The following is a 16,097-nucleotide window of genomic DNA, read 5'->3' as shown; positions in this document are numbered from 1 at the left end:
GGTGTCCGGGTCCACGGCCGCCGTCACGATCCCGGCGCCCCCGGCCGCCGTGAACGACCCGATGAAGGCCCGCCGCTGCCGCCTGCCGCCGTCTGCCACCGCTGTCCCCTCTCGGTGCCCTGTGTTGTCGGGGGTGACGCTAGCAGTCGATCACGATCGGTCTAGACCAAATCCGGGGCCGCCGGGGATCTCACGCTCCGACGAGCGGCGAGCGCGACGGCGCCCGCAGCGGCTTCGCGAGGTCCGCGAGGGCCCGCTCCACGCCATGCAGGTGGGCCAGCGCCGGCTCCGTCGCGGTGGCCTCGATGGCGGACTCGGGGATGACGCCACCGTCGGTGAGCGCTTCAACGGCAGTCTCGACACGCCAGCAGGCAGCGGCGAGGCGTGCGTCGTGCGAAGCCTCGGGGTCGGCGGCGACGGCGGCCAGGCCGCGGATCTCCCGGGCGCAGTCGTCGAGCAGGGCGAGCACCCGGCGGGCGCGCCGCTTGCGGCCGAGCATCGGGTTGAGCGGGTGGACGAGCGGGGCGACCGAGAGCCGTACGCGGCCGAGCAGCTGCTCCAGTTCGGCCACCCGGGCGGTCGGGTCGGCGCCCTCGTTTCCGGCGAGGCGGGCGGCGGCCTCGGCGGTGCAGGCGTGGACGCAGCGCAGGGCGCGCCGGATCCAGGCGTCGGTGACGGTGTGGGTGGTGACGGGCAGCACGAAGAGCACGGCCAGGACGGCACCGAGCGCGCCCACGCCGGTCTCCGCGAACCGCAGCGCGAGCAGCGCGGGATCGAGGACGCCCAGCAGGCCGTAGAGCAGCTCGGCGAGCACCGTCACGCAGAGCATCATCCAGGTGTACGACACGGCGGCCGTGTAGAAGATGCCGAAGACGCAGGCGGCGAGGAGGACGGCCGTGGGGACGGCGGCCCCGTGCAGGGGGACCGCGACGAGCAGGCCGAGGCCGATGCCGATCACGGTGCCGAGGACGCGGCGGAAGCCCCGGACCAGGGTCTCGCCGCGCGAGGTGGTGTTGACGAAGACCCACCAGGTGGCGCCGACGGCCCAGTACCAGCGCTCTCCGGAGAGCAACTGGCCCACGACGAGGGCGAAGCCCGCGCCGGCGGTCGCCTGGATCGCCTGGCGGGTGGTCACGCGGGCCAGGCCGGTGCCGGACGGCGGGGCGGGCGCGGGGGCCGGGGGCAGCCGGCGCTCGTAGCACCACAGCCCGAAGCGGACCGCCGAGGCGGTGAGGACGGAGAGGAGGACGGCGGCGTACAGCTCGGGCAGCTGCCTGGGGGTCGCGTGCAGGAACTGCGCCACGAAGTAGGTCATGAACGCGAACACGCCGAGGCTGTGTCCGCGCGGGCCCCAGCGACGTGCGTACACGCCCGCGCCGACCACGGCGAGGAAGGTGAGGTCCCGGGCCACGGGCTGGTCGTGCAGCTCGGCCGCGGCGGCGAGGACGGGCAGGCCGACGGCAGGCAGCAGCACGGTGGTGACCGCCTGCCCGCGGACGGTGGCGTCGGTGACGGTGAACAGGGCGAGCAGCGCGGCGAGGCCGCCGGTGACGGCACCGGCGAGCGAGTGGCCGGCCAGGCCGCAGACGACGACCGCGAGGCCGACGCCGAGCACGGCCCGGGTGGCGAAACGCAGCCGCAGCCGCCCCGGGTCCGGAGCCATGAACACCCTCTTCAGCACTGCTTCCCGCCCCCTTGGACAACGGCACGAAAAAGGCGCCGCGGGATCCGCAGCGCCATCGACGGGTTCATTGCAGCATCAAGGCGCATCCTGGCTCAAGTGGTGCTTGGAATGCTGGACCATTGGCACAGACATATCGGATCCGGCTCGTCCATCGACGAGCCAACGGACCAGGAACGAGGAGACTGACCGCCATGGCCGTGGACGAGCTCGACACCCGCATCCTGCGGCTGCTGCTGGAGCAGCCCCGGACGAGCGTGCGTGAGTACGCCCGTATCCTCGGCGTCGCCCGCGGGACGTTGCAGGCCCGCCTGGACCGGTTGGAGCGGGACGGTGTGATCACCGGGACCGGCCCGACGCTCTCCCCCGCCGCGCTCGGCCATCCGGTGCTGGCGTTCGTGCACATCGAGGTCACGCAGGGCCATCTCGACGACGTGGGCGATGCGCTGGCCGCCGTACCGGAGATCGTGGAGGCCTTCTCGATCACGGGCGGCGGGGATCTGCTGACCCGGGTGGTGGCGCGGGACAACGCGCACCTGGAGGACGTGATCCAGAAGCTGATCAGCCTGCCGGGCGTCGTCCGCACCCGGAGCGAGGTGGCCCTGCGTGAACGCGTTCCGCACCGGCTGCTGCCGCTGGTCGAGTCGATCGGCCGCGCGGCAGGGAAATGACGGTTGGCATCCTGGACCCATGAACAATCTCGGCCCCACCGCGGTCATCTTCGATCTCGACGGAACGCTCGTGGACAGCGAGCCCAACTACTTCGAAGCGGGCCGTCGGGTCCTCGCCGAGCACGGCGTCCCGGACTTCACCTGGGCGGATCACGAGCGGTACGTCGGGATCAGCACGCAGGAGACGGTGGCGCTGTGGAAGGAGCGATACGGCTTGCGCGCGTCGGTCGCCGAGCTGCTCGCCGCGAAGAACCGTGCCTATCTGGAGCTGGCCCGCAGGGCCACGCGCGCGTACCCCGAGATGCGCACGTTCGTGGAGCTACTGGCCCGTGCGGGCGTGCCCATGGCCGTGGCCTCGGGTTCGTCACCCGAGGCCATCGAGGCGATCCTGGCCGGCACCGGCCTGGACGCCCGGTTGCGCACCGTCGTGTCGGCCGACGAGGTCGCTCGCGGCAAGCCCGCCCCCGATGTCTTCCTGGAGGCGGCCCGCCGGCTCGGCGCGGCCCCGGCCGACTGTGTGGTCCTGGAGGACGCGGCACCGGGTGCCGCCGCGGCCCAAGCGGCCGGGATGCGCTGCATCGCCATCCCGTATGTCGCCGCGCAGGCCGACGCCCCGGAGTTCGCGACCGCGGGGCTGCTCCTGCGCGGCGGTCAGAAGGAGTTCACGGCACGGGCTGCGTACGAGTGGCTCACGCGCTAGCGCTCCGCTGGAAGTCCGGTGCGTCGACCGCGGGTCCGTCGTGGCTGGTCGCGCCCGCGCGGCGGAGCCGCATATTGACACAGCCCCGCGCCCCTTTCGGGGCGCGGTGCCGCACCGGACTTCACCATGGCCGCTCGGCTGTCCAACCGCTCAGGGCCGCGCTTCGTACCGCGGTTTCGGGGCGGGCTGGATGTTCTGGTTGAGGCGGAAGACGTTGTCCGGGTCGCGGTCGGCCTTGATGCGGGCCAGGCGGTCGTAGTTGCCGCGGTAGCTCGCGCGGACCCGCTCCTGGCCCTCGTCCATCATCATGTTCACGTAGGCGCCGCCCGCCGAGTGCGGGTGCAGGGCCTCGAAGTAGTCGACGGTCCACCGCTTGACGAGGTCGGCGTTGGCCGGGTCGGGGTCGACGCCCGCGTAGACGGAGGCCCAGCGGGCCTCGCGGTAGGCCCAGGGGGTGTCCGTGGGCCCGACGTCGTGGGCGGCGCCGTCGATCGGGTAGAGGTGCATCGTCGACTGCATGGTGGGCACCTCGGCGCCGAACTTGGCGTGGAGTTCGACGGCCTCGTCCGGGATGTTGTTGACGAAGTCGGCGCGCCAGTACCACTGGTGGCCCGGCGGGTAGAGGCCGTCGAACATGGACTGCAGGTCGGGGTGGGGCATCGGGCCGGGCGCGTGCAGCAGGGGTGTCGGCAGGGCGTCGAGCAGCGGGGCCATCTCGCGGGCGGCGGCCTCGGTGTCGTCGCCCGTGTAGCACCACACGACGCCGGCGATCTTGCGCAAGTGGAGTTCCTCGGGGAACGGCGGGGCCGGCGGGACCGTTCCGTGCAGGAAGAAGCCGTTGAGTTCGCGGGGTGCGTTCGGCAGGAAGTCCCGGTAGGCGGTGAGGACTTCGGCGCTGATCTCGACGGGCCAGAAGGTCGGACCGGCGACGACCGTGCTCACCTCGTGCAGCCGGAACACGAACGACGTCACGACGCCGAAGTTGCCGCCGCCTCCGCGGATCGCCCAGAACAGGTCGCTGTTCTCGTCGGCGGCGGCCCGCACCTGCCGGCCGTCGGCCAGCACCAGGTCGGCCTCCAGCAGGTTGTCGATGGTCAGCCCGCACTTGCGGGTCAGGTGGCCGAGCCCGCCGCCGGTGGTGAGGCCGCCGACGCCGGTGGTGGAGATGATGCCGCTGGGTGTGGCGAGTCCGTGCGCGTTGGTGGCGCGGTCGACCTCGCCCCACACGCAGCCGCCGCCGACCCGGACCGTCCGGGCCTCGGGGTCCACGTGGATGTCCTTGAGCGGCGACAGATCGGCGACGACACCGCCGTCGACGGTGCCGAGCCCGGCGCCATGGTGGCCGCCGCCGCGGACCGCGAGCGGCAGGTCGTGGGCGCGGGCGAAGCCGATCACTCGGGCCACGGCGTCGGCGTCGGCGCAGCGCGCGACGAGTGCGGGACGTTTGTCGATCATGCCGTTGTAGACGGCACGGGCGTCCTGGTAGCCGGAGTCGTCGGGTCCGGTCAAGTCACCGGTGAAGCCTGTCAGTTCACGGCGTGCGGCCTGGGCGGGTGTGCTGGACATGCGGTTCCCCGTTCCTGTGTCCGATTACGGCCGGATTCGCCTATTTCTAGTGCGATACGGCCTTCCGGGCATCCGTGCGGGTCACCCAGCTCGGCGCGATGACGTACCTACGTTTCGGGTCCCGCCAGCAGCCCCAGCTCGGCCGCACGCGCGGCGGCCTGGCGCCGGGTGGGCGCGTCGAGCTTTTCCAGGACGGCGCGTACGTGGTTGTCGACCGTGCGCACCGATACGACCAGCCGGTCGGCGATCTCCGGGTTGGTCAGGCCCTCCGCCAGCAGCCGCATGACCTGGAACTGGCGTTCGGTCAGGCCGGCGGGGTTGCCCCGGGTGACCGCGTGCGGGCCGCGGGGGATCCGGCGGACGCCGAGCCGGCGCAGTTCGGCGCGGATCAGCCGGGCAAGCGGCTCGGCGCCCAGCGTGTCGAGGGCGGCGAGCGCGGTGAGTCTGTCGGCCGGGTCGGGGCTTTCCGCCAGGGCCGCGGCCTGTTCGTACGGGCAGCCCGCCGCCCCCCAGAGCGCCGCCGCCCGGCGCCAGTCACCGGCGGCCTGCACGGCGTACGGATGGTCCGAGCCGTCGGCCGGGACGCGGTGTCCGGCCTTGGCGAGCCAGTAGCCGAGTTCGGCCTGGTAGGGGCCGACCGCGAGGTGGCGGGCCTGGGCGTGGACCGGCCCGGCGGCCTCGGCCACCCCCGCCAGGTCGCCGCGCAGCCACGCCGCCTCCGCCAGCGCGGCCGCCACCGGCACCGTGCGCTGCAGTTCGCCCGTGGTCACGGCGATCTTCCAGGCCTCTTCGAGGAGTTCGCCGGCGCCGGGCCGGCCGCGCCGGATGCGGACGCGGGCGAGCACGGTGAGCGCCGGGCAGCGGGCCGGGACGAAGTCGTGCATGCCGTACTCGGCCTGTTTCTCTGCGTCGTCCCAGTCCCCGGCCGCCAGTCGGCGGATGGCCAGCTCGACGTGGAGATAGTTGAGGAAGCCGACGTGTTCGGCGCGTTCGGCCAGATCCATCGCCGGCGGCAGGAAGGTCTCGGCCTCGGAGTACTGGGCGTTTTCCAGCAGGGTCCAGATGATGTTGGCGTAGGACCGGCAGGCGTGCTCGACCTCGCCCGCGGCGAGTGCGACGTCGAGGCTCTCCTCGACCTGTGCGCGCCCGCCCGGGTCTCCGCCCTTCCAGCGGGCGCTGCCCACGTTGTTGAGGGCGTGCGCGAGGATCGCCCGGTCGGCTGCCTTGCGGGCCAGCTCGATGGCCCGCTCGCCGTACGCGATCGCCTCGGCGTAACGGTCGGACAGCATCCGCAGCTGGGAGGTGTTGCTCAGCGCGAGCGCCAGCAACCGGTCGTCACCCGCGTGTTCGAGGACGGCGATGGCCTCCCGCGCAGCCGTCTGCGCTTCCTCGGCGTCGCCGGCCCACCAGTGGATCCGGGACAGCCAGCGCAGATCGGCACCGAGGGCGAGGGTGTCGCCGAGGGAGCGGCGCAGGGCGACGGCGTCACGCTGGGCGGTGACGGCGGAGGCGGAGTCGGCGATGGTGTAGCTCTCCACGGCGAAGCGTTCGAGCAGGTCGGCGAGTTCGGCCGGGGCGTAGCGGTGCCGTTCGCGCAGGACGAGCCGGAGGTGGGCGGCGGCCTCGCGGTGGGCGCCGGCGCCGGCGGCGTCCCGGGCCGCGTCGGGTCCGTAGCGGGCGACGGCGTCGCGGTCGCCGGCCTGGGCGGCGTGGTGGACGATGCGGGCGGGGTCGGTGCCGGGGCGGGCGACGAGCGCGGCCAGGACGTTGCGGTCCAGTTCGATCCGGCGCGCGGCGGGCAGGGAGTCGGCGACGGCCCGGCGGATCAGCTCGTGCCGGAACGCGACCCGCTCCGGGGTCACGGTCAGCAGGCCGCGTTGCTCGGCCGTCGCGAGGACGGCCAATCCGTCGGTGACGAGCGCGTCGACGAGGGTGCGTTCGACGGCCGAGGGGACGACGGCCAGCTGCTCCAGGGCGTCCACGGTCGGTGCGTCCAGTCCGCGCAGCCGGGCCAGTACCGCGTCCACGACGGTGGGCGGCACTCCCCCGGTGCCGCCCGCCGCGACGACCTCGGCGACGAAGAAGGGGTTTCCCGACGTCACGTCGTACACCTGCGCCGGATCGAGGCGGCTGGCGGCGCTGAGCGTGCGTACCGCGTCCCGGGACAGCCGGGCCAGCGGCAGACGGTGCACCCGGTCGGCGCGGGACACCTGGCCCAGCACATGCCGCAGGGGGTGCTCGCGGCTCAACTCGTCGTCCCGGTAGGTGAGTACGAGGACCGCGGGCAACCTCTCCATTCGGCGCACCAGAAACCGCAGGGCGTCCAGCGACGCCTCGTCGGCCCAGTGGACGTCCTCGACGACGAGCACGGCCGGATGCGGTACCCCGGCCAACTCCCCCAGCAGGGCCTCGTACACCCGATGCCGGTCGACGCCCTCCATCACGGCCTGCGCCAGTTCGGCGCCGATGCTGCCGATGAGGTCGCGGAACGGGCCGAGGGGCCGTCGGGTGGCGAGGTCGTCGCACTGGCCCACCAGCACGCGCGCCCCGCCGGGCAGCCGGTCCGGCATCGCCTTGACCAGGCTCGACTTGCCGATCCCGGCCTCCCCGAAGACGAGCGCCACGGATCCGGCCCCGTCCGCCGCCTCTTGTGCGGCCGTGGCCAGTCGCGCCAGCTCGGCCTCGCGTTCGAGGATCCCCCAGTCCACGGGGCAGATTCTGCCACCCGGGGGCGCCTGCGGCGCGGGCAAGCGTTCCCCCGGTGCCGGGCGTAGTCGGCCGGAACCGAACGCTCCCGCCCCGTTGACGCTCACCCGCCCCCTCCCTACCGTCCGGTCGATCACTCGTACAGTGTTCGACCTATCGACTCTCATCAGCCAGTCGATTCGCGGAGGAGCAACGGCGCGCACCCGCCGCCCCGCGCGGGGATCCTGGAGTCGGCACCGCGGACTCCAGGAACGAGGACCGTCATGGCGTACGACGAAGGACTGGCCGAGCGGATCAGGGCGCGCCTGGGCCCGGACCCGGAGGTCACCGAGAAGAAGATGTTCGGCGGCCTCGCCTTCCTGCACCGCGGCAACATGGCCGTCGGGGTGAGCGGCGACGACCTCATGGTCCGGGTCGGCCCGGACGCCACCGAGGCGGCGCTGGCCCGGCCCGGTACCCGGGTCTTCGACATGACGGGACGGCCTATGCGCGGCTGGATCCTCGTCGACGGCTCCGCGCTGGCGGAGGACGCCGACCTCGGGGCGTGGGTCGACCAGGGACACGCGTTCGCGGCGAGCCTGCCGCCGAAGTGAGCCTCCGGCTACGACCGGCGGCGGGGCTTGCCGCGTTTCGCGCCCTTGGCGCCACCGCCGCGGGTGGGCTTTCCCGCCGCGGGCTTGCGCCGCGTCCCGGACGCCTCGGCCCGCTTGGCCTTCGGCTGAGACTGAGGCTGGGGCTGAGCAGCAGGCTGCGTACGTCCCCTCGTGCTGTTGACCGTCCGCCCGCGGACGATCCCGATGAAGTCCTCGACCAGCTCGGTGGTCGCCTCCTCGGGCCACGACAGGACGACGCTCGACTGAGGGGCGTCCACGACGGGCCGGTAGGTCAGGTCCCGGCGGTGGTAGAGACGGGCGAGCGACTGGGGTACGACGAGCAGCCCCACGCCCGCCGCCACCAGCTCGACGGCGTCCTCCGTGGTGGCGGGGCGCTCGAAGGAGGGCTGTCCGGGCGGGCGCTCCCAGTCGAAGACGTCGTCAAGGGGGTGGAACACCACCTCGTCGGCGAGATCCTCGACGGACACCTCTTCGGCCGCCGTCACCAGGTGGTCCTTGGGCACCATGACGACCGTCGTCTCGGTGTAGAGGGGGATCGCGCTGAAGAACGTACGGTCCACCGGGAGCCGTACGAAACCCGCGTCCGCGCCGCCTTCGCGCAAGACGTCGGATGCTTCCGCGGCCGGTACGGCGACCAGGTCGAGCGGGACGTCGGGCAGGCGCTCGTTCCAGATCCGCACCCACTTGGCGGGCGTCACCCCAGGGACGTACGCGAGCCGGAACGAGGGGGAACTTTCCGAGCCTGTCACTCCGCCAGGTTACCCGGCGTGGTCGGAGGTCTCTTGCCCGGTCGTTAGTCTTGACAGCATGAAGTCGCACCAGACCACCCAGACCATGAAGCCCGCGACCGCGGCGAAGAAACTGGGTGTGTACCTCGAGGCCACCCCCGCCGAGTTCCAGGAGGGTGTCGTCTCGCGAACCGAGCTGAACGCGCTCCAGGCCGATCCGCCGCAGTGGCTGCAGGACCTGCGCGCCAACGGCCCGCACCCGCGTCCGGTCGTCGCGGCCAAGCTCGGCGTGTCCATCGCGGGTCTGGGGCGCGGCGGGATCACCGAGCCCCTCACCACCGAGCAGATCGAGGCCCTGAAGAAGGACATGCCCGAGTGGCTGGAGAAGGAGCGGGCCACCCAGGCAGAGGTCCGCAAGGAAGCGGCCCGCATCAAGAAGAAGAACACGGAGCGCTCCGCTGGGACCGACTAGTCGCTACGGCGCGGTGAATTGGTGAATCGGCGTCCCTGAATCAGTGAGCGGTACGCCCGTCCCGCCGTGCCGGGCCGCGACGATCTCCGCGGCGATGGAGAGCGCGGTCTCCTCCGGTGTGCGGGCGCCCAGGTCGAGGCCGATGGGTGAGCGTAGCCCGGCCAACTCGCTTTCCGTGAGCCCGACTTCACGCAGTCGCCGGTTCCTGTCCTCATGCGTACGGCGTGAGCCCATCGCTCCGACGTACGCGACCGGCAGTCGCAGGGCCGTCTCCAGCAGCGGTACGTCGAACTTGGCGTCGTGGGTCAGTACGCACAGCACCGTGCGCTCGTCGGTCTCCGTGCGCCGGAGGTAGCTGTCCGGCCACTCGACCACGATCTCGTCCGCCTCGGGGAAGCGGGCGCGGGTGGCGAAGACGGGGCGTGCGTCGCACACGGTGACGTGGTAGCCGAGGAACTTGCCGGTGCGGGATAGGGCGGCGGCGAAGTCGATCGCGCCGAAGATGATCATGCGGGGTGGTGGGGTGTGGGTTTCTATGAAGAGGGTGAGGCCGTCGCATTCGACAGTGCCGGTCCGTTGTGGCTGGTCGCGCCCACGCGGCGGAGCCGCATATGTCACAGCCCCGCGCCCCTGAGGGGGCGCCAGCACAGGCCTGCCCAGAAGTTCGGCCGGTCCGCGTATCACCCGGGCAAGCGTCGTCGGCTTCTCCTGTGCCGCCTGCGACAGCGCCGTCTCGTACACCTCCCGGTCAGGGGTGTCCCGGGTAACCGGCGTGACCAAGACCTCGATCACGCCGCCGCATGTCAGCCCCACCGCGAACGCGTCCTCGTCGCTGTAGCCGAAGCGTTCGACGACCGTCTCGCCGTTCTCGAGGGCCTGGACGCACAGGTCGTACACCGCGCCCTCCACGCAGCCGCCGGACACCGAGCCGATGGCTGTGCCGGTGGTGTCGACGGCGAGGGCGGCGCCGGGTGGGCGGGGGGCGCTGCCACCGACGGAGATGACGGTGGCGACGGCGAAGTCGCGGCCCTCCTTCGCCCACTTGGTCAACTCGGTTGCGAGGTCAAGCATGTCGGCCTGCCTGGAGGACCCGGTCGGGGCGGATCGGGAGGCTGCGGTGGCGTACGCCGGTCGCGTGCCAGACCGCGTTGGCGACGGCAGCGGCGGCGCCCACGATGCCGATCTCGCCGATGCCCTTGATGCCGATGGGGTCGTCGGCGTCCGGTTCCTCCCGCAGCCAGTCGGCCTCGATGAGCGGGACGTCGGCGTTGGCTGCGAAGTGGTAGCCCGCGAGGTCGGCGCCGACGTGGGCGCCCGAGGCCGGGTCGCGAACCGCCTCTTCGTGCAGGGCCATGGAGATACCCCAGGTCATCCCGCCGACGAACTGGTTGCGGGCGGTCAGCGGGTTGACGATCCGGCCCGCCGCGAAGATGCCGAGCATACGGCGGACACGTACCTCGCCGGTGGTGACGTCGACGGCGGCCTCGGCGAAGTGGGCGCCGTAGGAGTGCCGTTCCTTGTGTGACAGGGCGGCGATGGCCGCCGAGGTGTCCGAGCGGACGGTGATGCCGTCGGGCGGGACGGCGGCACCCGGGACGAGTCGCTCGCGCAGTTCGTCCGCCGCCGCGGTGATCGCCCAGGCCCAGGAGCTGGTGCCCATCGAGCCGCCCGCGATCATCGCCGGTCCGAAGTCGCTGTCGCCGATCAGGACGCGGACGCGGTCCGGAGTCACCTGGAGCGCGTCCGCCGCGATCAGGGTGAGGGCGGTCCGTGCGCCGGTGCCGATGTCCGACGCGGAGATCCGGACGGTGAAGGTGCCGTCCGCCTCCGCCGTCATCGCCGCCGTGGAGGGGAAGGCGCCCGCGTGGAAGGTGGCCGCGGCCGTGCCGGTGCCGAGCAGCCAACGGCCGTCGCGGCGCAGGCCGGGCCGGGGGTCGCGGTCCGCCCAGCCGAACCTGCGGGCGCCTTCCCGGAAGCAGTCGAGCAGGAGCCGGCGGCCGGCGAAGGGCAGCCCGGACACGGGACCCGTCTCGGGTTCGTTGCGGGCGCGCAGGTCGATCGGGTCGACGCCGCACTTCTCGGCCAGTTCGTCGAGCGCGGACTCCAGCGCGAACGACCCCGGTGCCTCACCGGGCGCGCGCATCCAGGTCGGGGTCGGTACGTCGAGCCGTACGATCCGGTGAGCCGTGTGGTGGGCGTCGGCGTCGTACAGCACCCGGCCGGGCAGTGCGCTGGGCTCCAGGAACTCGTGCACCGTCGAGGAGAGGTTGAGAGCTTGGTGCTCCAGGGCGCGCAGGCGTCCGTCGGGGTCGGCGCCGAGCCTGATGCGCTGGGCCGTGGGGCTGCGGTAGCCGACCAGCGAGAACATCTGCCGGCGGGTCAGGACGACACGGACCGGGCGCTGGAGGACCGTCGCGGCCATGACGGCGGCCACCTGGTGGGCGCGGACGCCCTTGGATCCGAAGCCGCCGCCGATGTGCTCGGAGCGCACCCGCACGGAGGCCGGGTCGAGGCAGAACAGGTTCGCGAGTTCGCCCTGGACCCAGATGCTGCCCTGGTTGGAGTCGATGACTTCGAGACGGCCGCCGTCCCAGTGGGCGGTGGCGGCGTGCGGCTCCATCGGGCTGTGGTGTTCCTCGGGCGTGGTGTATTCCGCGTCCACGACGACGGCGGACCGGGCGAGTTCGGCCTCCAGGTCGCCCTTCGCGGTCACGGCCGGGGCGACGGGCGTGTCCGCCGCCGTGTACGCGTCCGGACGCCCGTCGGTGAAGGCGACGTCGTGCGGCTCCTGGTCGTAGTGCACCACGAGCGCCTCGGCGGCCTCCCGCGCCTGCTCGGAGGTCCGGGCGACGACCAGTGCCACGGGCCAGCCCGCGTGCGGCACCCGGTCGTGCTGGAAGAGGGCGACGGACGGGTCGGGTTTCATCCCCATGAGCCCCGCGTAGTCGGTCTCGACGTGCAGGGCGTTTTCGTGGTGCAGGACGGTGAGGACGCCGGGCATCGCCAGGACGGCCTCGGTGTCCATCGCGCGGATGCGGCCGCGGGCGACCGTGGACAACACCAGCCAGCCGTGGGCGAGTTCGGCGAAGGGGATCTCGCCCGCGTAGCGGGCGGCGCCGGTGACCTTGTCGCGTCCCTCCACGCGTGTGTGCGCGGTGCCGACGAAGCCTTTCAGGGGGGTGACGGTGGTCATCGGGCGGTCTCCTGGGCGAGTTCGGTCAGCACGGCCACCATGAGGTTGCGCATGAGGGTCACCTTGTATCCGTTGTGGGGCAGGGGCCGGGCCGCGGCCAGTTCGGCGTCCGCGGCGGCCTCGAACGTGTGGGCATCGGCGGGTGCGCCGGTCAGCACCCGCTCGGCCTCCCGGGCCCGCCACGGCCGCGACGCGACCGCCCCGAGGGCCAGGCGCACCTCCCGTACGACTCCTGCCTCGACGTCGAGTGCGGCGGCGACCGAGCCGATCGCGAACGCGTACGAGGCACGCTCGCGCACCTTGCGGTAGCGGGAGTGGGCCGCGACCGGCGCGGGCGGCAGGGTGACGCCGGTGATCAGGGCGCCCTGCGGCACGGCGGTCTCCAGGTGCGGGGTGTCACCGACCGGCAGATAGAAGTCGGCGAGCGGCAACACGCCAGGACCGTCGGCGGTTTCGTACGACACGACCGCGTCGAAGGCGGCGAGCGCCACGCCCATGTCCGACGGGTGTACGGCCACGCAGTGGCCGGAGGCGCCGAGGATGGCCGCGTTGTGGTGCTCGCCCTCGATCGCGGGACAACCGCTGCCGGGAACACGCTTGTTGCACGGCCGGCTCACGTCGGCGAAGTAGCCGCAGCGGGTGCGCTGGAGCAGATTTCCGCCGACCGTGGCCATGTTGCGCAGCTGCCCGGACGCTCCGGCCAGCACCGCCTGCGTCAACGCCGGGTAGCGGCGCCGGACTTCGGGGTGGGCGGCCAGGTCGCTGTTGGTGACGGTCGCGCCGATCCGCAGGGCGCCGTCGGGCGTCGACTCGATGCGGTCCAGGGGCAGTTCACGGACGTCGACGAGCCGGGCGGGCCGCTCGACACCGGTCTTCATCAGGTCGACGAGGTTGGTGCCGCCGCCGAGGAAACGCGCCTGAGGGTCGGCGTCGAGGAGCGCGACGGCGCCGGACACGTCGAGGACGCGCTGATAGCCGAACTCCCTCATGCCGCCGCCTCCGTGGTCTCGGTGCGGGCCTCGGCCGCCTGGGCGACCGCCTGCACGATCGACACATACGCTCCGCAGCGGCACAGGTTGCCGCTCATCCGCTCGCGGATCTCGTCGGCGGTCAGTGGCGGCGGTCCCGTCTCTGGCCGTACGTCGTCGGTGGCGGCACTCGGCCACCCCGCCGCGTGTTCCTCGATCATCGCGACGGCCGAACAGATCTGGCCCGGCGTGCAGTAGCCGCACTGGTAGCCGTCGAGGTCGAGGAAGGCCTGCTGCACCGGGTGCAGCCGTTCGCCGTCGGCCAGGCCTTCGACGGTGGTGATCTCACGCCCCTCGACGGCCACCGCCAGTTGGAGACAGGACACGGCTCGGCGGCCGTCGATCAGGACCGTGCAGGCACCGCATTGGCCCTGGTCACAGCCCTTCTTCGTGCCGGTGAGATCGAGGCGCTCGCGCAGCGCGTCGAGCAGGGTGGTGCGGTGGTCGACGGAGAGCGTGCGTTTCTCGCCGTTGATGTTCAGGGTGATGGCGCTATACGTCGATGCGGGGGCTGGGGCCATGATCAGCCTTCTTTCACAGCTCCGGAGTGCGCCGAGAAGGCGCTCCGGCAGGCAGGCGTATAGGAAAATCGGGCGTGTCGGGAGGCAAAGAGGCAGCACAGTATGTGGCTGGATCGGCTCGGTCGCGGCTATGCTGGGAACTAACCGGACAGCTGTCCGCTATCAGGAAACGTACCGGACAGCTGTCCGCTTAGCAAGGCCGGGCTCCTCGGCGAGCCCGCGAGGAGGCCACGGGTGAAGGAGAAGAAGGGCGTGCCGCTGCGCTCGGACGCGCAGCGCAATCGTGAGCGCATCCTGGAAGTGGCGCTCGTCGAGCTGACCCGCTCCGCCGACGCCCCGCTGAGCGCGATCGCCAAGAAGGCGGGCGTCGGACAGGGCACGTTCTACCGGAACTTCCCCAACCGCGAGGCGCTCGTCCTGGAGATCTACCGCCACGAGATGCAGCAGGTCGCCGACTGCGCACACCAGTTGCTCGAGACGCGGGAACCCGACCGGGCGCTGCGGGACTGGATGGACCGGCTCGCCCAGTTCGCCATGGCCAAGGTCGGACTGGCGGACGCGATCCGCCAGGCCACGAGTGCGCCCGGCGCCGAGGCGAAGCCCGATCACACCCCGGTGACCTCCGCGGCCGAACTCCTGCTCCGCGCCGCCGAGAAGTCCGGCACCATCCGCCCCGGCGTCACCGCGGACGACTTCATCCTCGCCATCTCCGGCCTGTTCGCGATGGACCCCCACGGCGACTGGGAGGCACGTGCCGCCCGCCTCTTCGACCTGGTCATGGACGGACTGCGGGTGGGAGCGCCGGGGCCGAAGGCCGACTGAACAGGGCGCGACCGAGGCGATGTTGGAGTGCCCTGCTGGTCGAGCGGCCCGTCAGAATCGGGACACACCGGTGCATGACGAGAATTTTGCGCTCTGCGTATATTGAGGGTATGCACGGGCGGATGGCCATACTCCGCGCCATCGACGACGACGTGGCCGTGACAGAGGCGCTGCGTCTCGCCCTGGAGCACGCTGTCGCCGAACTCGGCGGGGTCGGCGGCCTGATCCACGTGGGCGGGCCCGAGGGCCTGCGCGGACTGCATCTGCTGGTGAGCAGCGGGCTGCCCCCGGCGCTGACCGAACCCTGGGAGCGCGTCCCGGACACCGGGGACCTGCCCCCGGCGCGGGCCGTGCGCGAGGGGACACGCTGCTGGCTGCCCGCCGATCCCGCCCCCGACGTCGGCGGACGTCCCGGCGCGGACCGCGGTGTGGCCACCGTCCCGCTGCCCGGACCGGACGGACCGCTCGGCGCGCTCACGGTCCTGACCGCCGTACACCATGCCCCCCGCCCCACCCAGTGGACCCTCCTGCATGCCGTCGCCGCCTGGGTCGCCGGACGGCTGGACCGTCCCCTGCTGCCCAAGGAGCCCACGCCGCGGGAGCGGCAGCCCGGAAGCCTGCAGCGACAGGCGCTCGAGGCCGTGCACGTCGGGTCCTGGGAGTGGACCATGGCCACCGACGCGGTCGATCTGGACGAGGCCGGACTGGCCGTGCTCGGCTTCGAACCGGGCGAATTCGACGGGCGCGCCGAGACCTGGCTGGGCCTCGTCCATCCCGACGACCGGCCGCTCGTGGCCGCCGAGGTCGACAAGGCGCTGCGCGAGCGGACCTCCTACGGCACCGAGTACCGGGTGCGGCGCCCGGACGGCACGATCGGCTGGGTCCAGGCGCGCGGCCGGGTGAAGCTGGCGGACACCGGACAACCGGTCGGCATGGTCGGCACCGTATGGGACACCACCGAGTCCCGCAGCGCCCGCGACGCGATCAGCCGCGCCCTGCGGCACATGAGCGACGGGTTCCTCACCCTCGACCACCAGTGGCGGATCACCTTCCTCAACGAGGAGGCCGAGCGGGTCCTCGGTGCCGGACAGGAGCTGATCGGCCGGCTGATGTGGGACCTCACCGCACTGCGGGTTCCCGGGCTGCGGGCGCTGTGCGAGGAGGCGGTCGCCAGGTCCACTCCCTCGGGTCTCGACCTGCTGGCGCCCGGCACCGGGCGCTGGTCCCATCTGCGGCTGGTCCCGCTCCCCGACGGCCTGGCCTTCTTCTTCACCGACATCCACGAAAGGCGCGTCCGGGAGGCCGAACGTGAGGCCGCCGCCCGTGCCCAGGCCGACCGCGCCGCCCGCATCGGCGAACTGACGGCGGCACTCGCCAAGGCGATCAGCTCGCAGG

Annotated in this window: 14 protein-coding genes; 6 read left to right on the top strand and 8 right to left on the bottom strand. The window is 72.5% G+C overall.

The features are described from left to right. Positions 1 to 190: 190 nt before the first annotated feature. A complete protein-coding gene (locus tag ACTWQO_RS47360) occupies positions 191 to 1,681 on the bottom strand; it encodes an FUSC family protein (protein WP_443243613.1) in 1,491 nt (496 codons plus the stop codon). 194 nt (positions 1,682 to 1,875) lie between these two features. Here ACTWQO_RS47360 and ACTWQO_RS47355 point away from each other — a divergent pair, with 194 nt between their 5' ends. Next, positions 1,876 to 2,352, top strand: a complete 477-nt coding sequence (locus ACTWQO_RS47355; protein ID WP_443243612.1) for an Lrp/AsnC family transcriptional regulator — start codon at positions 1,876 to 1,878, stop codon at positions 2,350 to 2,352. A gap of 19 nt (positions 2,353 to 2,371) precedes the next feature. Next, the gene (locus ACTWQO_RS47350) at positions 2,372 to 3,052 is read left to right on the top strand and encodes an HAD family hydrolase (protein WP_443243611.1); all 681 of its coding nucleotides are present in this window, start codon (positions 2,372 to 2,374) and stop codon (positions 3,050 to 3,052) included. 150 nt (positions 3,053 to 3,202) lie between these two features. On the opposite strand, the gene ACTWQO_RS47345 is transcribed toward ACTWQO_RS47350, so the two are convergent. Together ACTWQO_RS47345 and ACTWQO_RS47340 are read right to left on the bottom strand one after the other, a co-directional pair. Then, positions 3,203 to 4,618, bottom strand: coding sequence for an FAD-binding oxidoreductase (locus tag ACTWQO_RS47345; protein WP_443243610.1), 1,416 nt, complete (start codon positions 4,616 to 4,618; stop codon positions 3,203 to 3,205). A 107-nt stretch (positions 4,619 to 4,725) separates the two neighbouring features. Further along, complete coding sequence (locus ACTWQO_RS47340) at positions 4,726 to 7,326, bottom strand: ATP-binding protein (protein WP_443243609.1); 2,601 nt, start codon at positions 7,324 to 7,326, stop codon at positions 4,726 to 4,728. Positions 7,327 to 7,587: 261 nt separating this feature from the next. Here ACTWQO_RS47340 and ACTWQO_RS47335 point away from each other — a divergent pair, with 261 nt between their 5' ends. Further along, positions 7,588 to 7,917: a TfoX/Sxy family protein gene (locus ACTWQO_RS47335; protein WP_443243608.1), complete on the top strand. Its 330-nt coding sequence runs from the start codon at positions 7,588 to 7,590 to the stop codon at positions 7,915 to 7,917. A gap of 8 nt (positions 7,918 to 7,925) precedes the next feature. On the opposite strand, the gene ACTWQO_RS47330 is transcribed toward ACTWQO_RS47335, so the two are convergent. Beyond that, entirely contained in the window at positions 7,926 to 8,687 is a 762-nt protein-coding gene (locus ACTWQO_RS47330) for a LysR family substrate-binding domain-containing protein (RefSeq protein WP_443243607.1), read from the bottom strand. A 58-nt stretch (positions 8,688 to 8,745) separates the two neighbouring features. On the opposite strand from ACTWQO_RS47330, the gene ACTWQO_RS47325 reads away from it, so the two are divergent. Then, positions 8,746 to 9,138 (top strand): DUF5997 family protein, encoded by a 393-nt coding sequence (locus ACTWQO_RS47325; RefSeq protein ID WP_443243606.1) that lies wholly within the window; start codon positions 8,746 to 8,748, stop codon positions 9,136 to 9,138. A gap of 3 nt (positions 9,139 to 9,141) precedes the next feature. Here ACTWQO_RS47325 and ACTWQO_RS47320 read toward each other — a convergent pair whose 3' ends face one another. From ACTWQO_RS47320 to ACTWQO_RS47305, 4 genes are read right to left on the bottom strand one after another with little or no spacing between them, the layout of a single operon-like run. Further along, on the bottom strand, positions 9,142 to 10,209 hold the full coding sequence (locus ACTWQO_RS47320; RefSeq protein ID WP_443243605.1) for an XdhC family protein: 1,068 nt from the start codon (positions 10,207 to 10,209) through the stop codon (positions 9,142 to 9,144). Next, on the bottom strand, positions 10,202 to 12,331 hold the full coding sequence (locus ACTWQO_RS47315; RefSeq protein WP_443243604.1) for a xanthine dehydrogenase family protein molybdopterin-binding subunit: 2,130 nt from the start codon (positions 12,329 to 12,331) through the stop codon (positions 10,202 to 10,204). The genes ACTWQO_RS47320 and ACTWQO_RS47315 overlap by 8 nt, the downstream gene beginning before the upstream one ends. After that, positions 12,328 to 13,320 carry an FAD binding domain-containing protein gene (locus ACTWQO_RS47310; protein WP_443243603.1) on the bottom strand — a complete coding sequence of 331 codons (993 nt, stop codon included), beginning with the start codon at positions 13,318 to 13,320 and terminating at the stop codon, positions 12,328 to 12,330. Before ACTWQO_RS47310 ends, ACTWQO_RS47315 begins: the two co-directional genes overlap by 4 nt. Beyond that, the gene (locus ACTWQO_RS47305; RefSeq protein ID WP_443243602.1) at positions 13,317 to 13,880 is read right to left on the bottom strand and encodes a 2Fe-2S iron-sulfur cluster-binding protein; all 564 of its coding nucleotides are present in this window, start codon (positions 13,878 to 13,880) and stop codon (positions 13,317 to 13,319) included. Before ACTWQO_RS47305 ends, ACTWQO_RS47310 begins: the two co-directional genes overlap by 4 nt. A gap of 234 nt (positions 13,881 to 14,114) precedes the next feature. On the opposite strand from ACTWQO_RS47305, the gene ACTWQO_RS47300 reads away from it, so the two are divergent. Beyond that, positions 14,115 to 14,702 carry a TetR/AcrR family transcriptional regulator gene (locus tag ACTWQO_RS47300; RefSeq protein WP_443243601.1) on the top strand — a complete coding sequence of 196 codons (588 nt, stop codon included), beginning with the start codon at positions 14,115 to 14,117 and terminating at the stop codon, positions 14,700 to 14,702. A 122-nt stretch (positions 14,703 to 14,824) separates the two neighbouring features. After that, positions 14,825 to 16,097, top strand: a 1,273-nt coding sequence (locus ACTWQO_RS47295; protein ID WP_443243600.1) for a PAS domain-containing protein, incomplete at its 3' end; no start/stop codon positions are given.

Source organism: Streptomyces sp. 4N124, assembly GCF_052245395.1.
Taxonomy (GTDB): domain Bacteria; phylum Actinomycetota; class Actinomycetes; order Streptomycetales; family Streptomycetaceae; genus Streptomyces.
The sequence above is the reverse complement of the archived record's forward strand: the minus strand, read 5'-3'. Positions and strand labels throughout refer to the sequence as shown.

Bases quoted from the DNA above. Each gene is read 5' to 3' on its own strand.
- ACTWQO_RS47355 (WP_443243612.1), top strand. From the start codon at position 1,876: ATGGCCGTGGACGAGCTCGACACCCGCATCCTGCGGCTGCTGCTGGAG.
- ACTWQO_RS47350 (WP_443243611.1), top strand. From the start codon at position 2,372: ATGAACAATCTCGGCCCCACCGCGGTCATCTTCGATCTCGACGGAACG.
- ACTWQO_RS47345 (WP_443243610.1), bottom strand. From the start codon at position 4,618: ATGTCCAGCACACCCGCCCAGGCCGCACGCCGTGAACTGACAGGCTTC.
- ACTWQO_RS47335 (WP_443243608.1), top strand. From the start codon at position 7,588: ATGGCGTACGACGAAGGACTGGCCGAGCGGATCAGGGCGCGCCTGGGC.
- ACTWQO_RS47325 (WP_443243606.1), top strand. From the start codon at position 8,746: ATGAAGTCGCACCAGACCACCCAGACCATGAAGCCCGCGACCGCGGCG.
- ACTWQO_RS47320 (WP_443243605.1), bottom strand. From the start codon at position 10,209: ATGCTTGACCTCGCAACCGAGTTGACCAAGTGGGCGAAGGAGGGCCGC.
- ACTWQO_RS47315 (WP_443243604.1), bottom strand. From the start codon at position 12,331: ATGACCACCGTCACCCCCCTGAAAGGCTTCGTCGGCACCGCGCACACA.
- ACTWQO_RS47310 (WP_443243603.1), bottom strand. From the start codon at position 13,320: ATGAGGGAGTTCGGCTATCAGCGCGTCCTCGACGTGTCCGGCGCCGTC.
- ACTWQO_RS47305 (WP_443243602.1), bottom strand. From the start codon at position 13,880: ATGGCCCCAGCCCCCGCATCGACGTATAGCGCCATCACCCTGAACATC.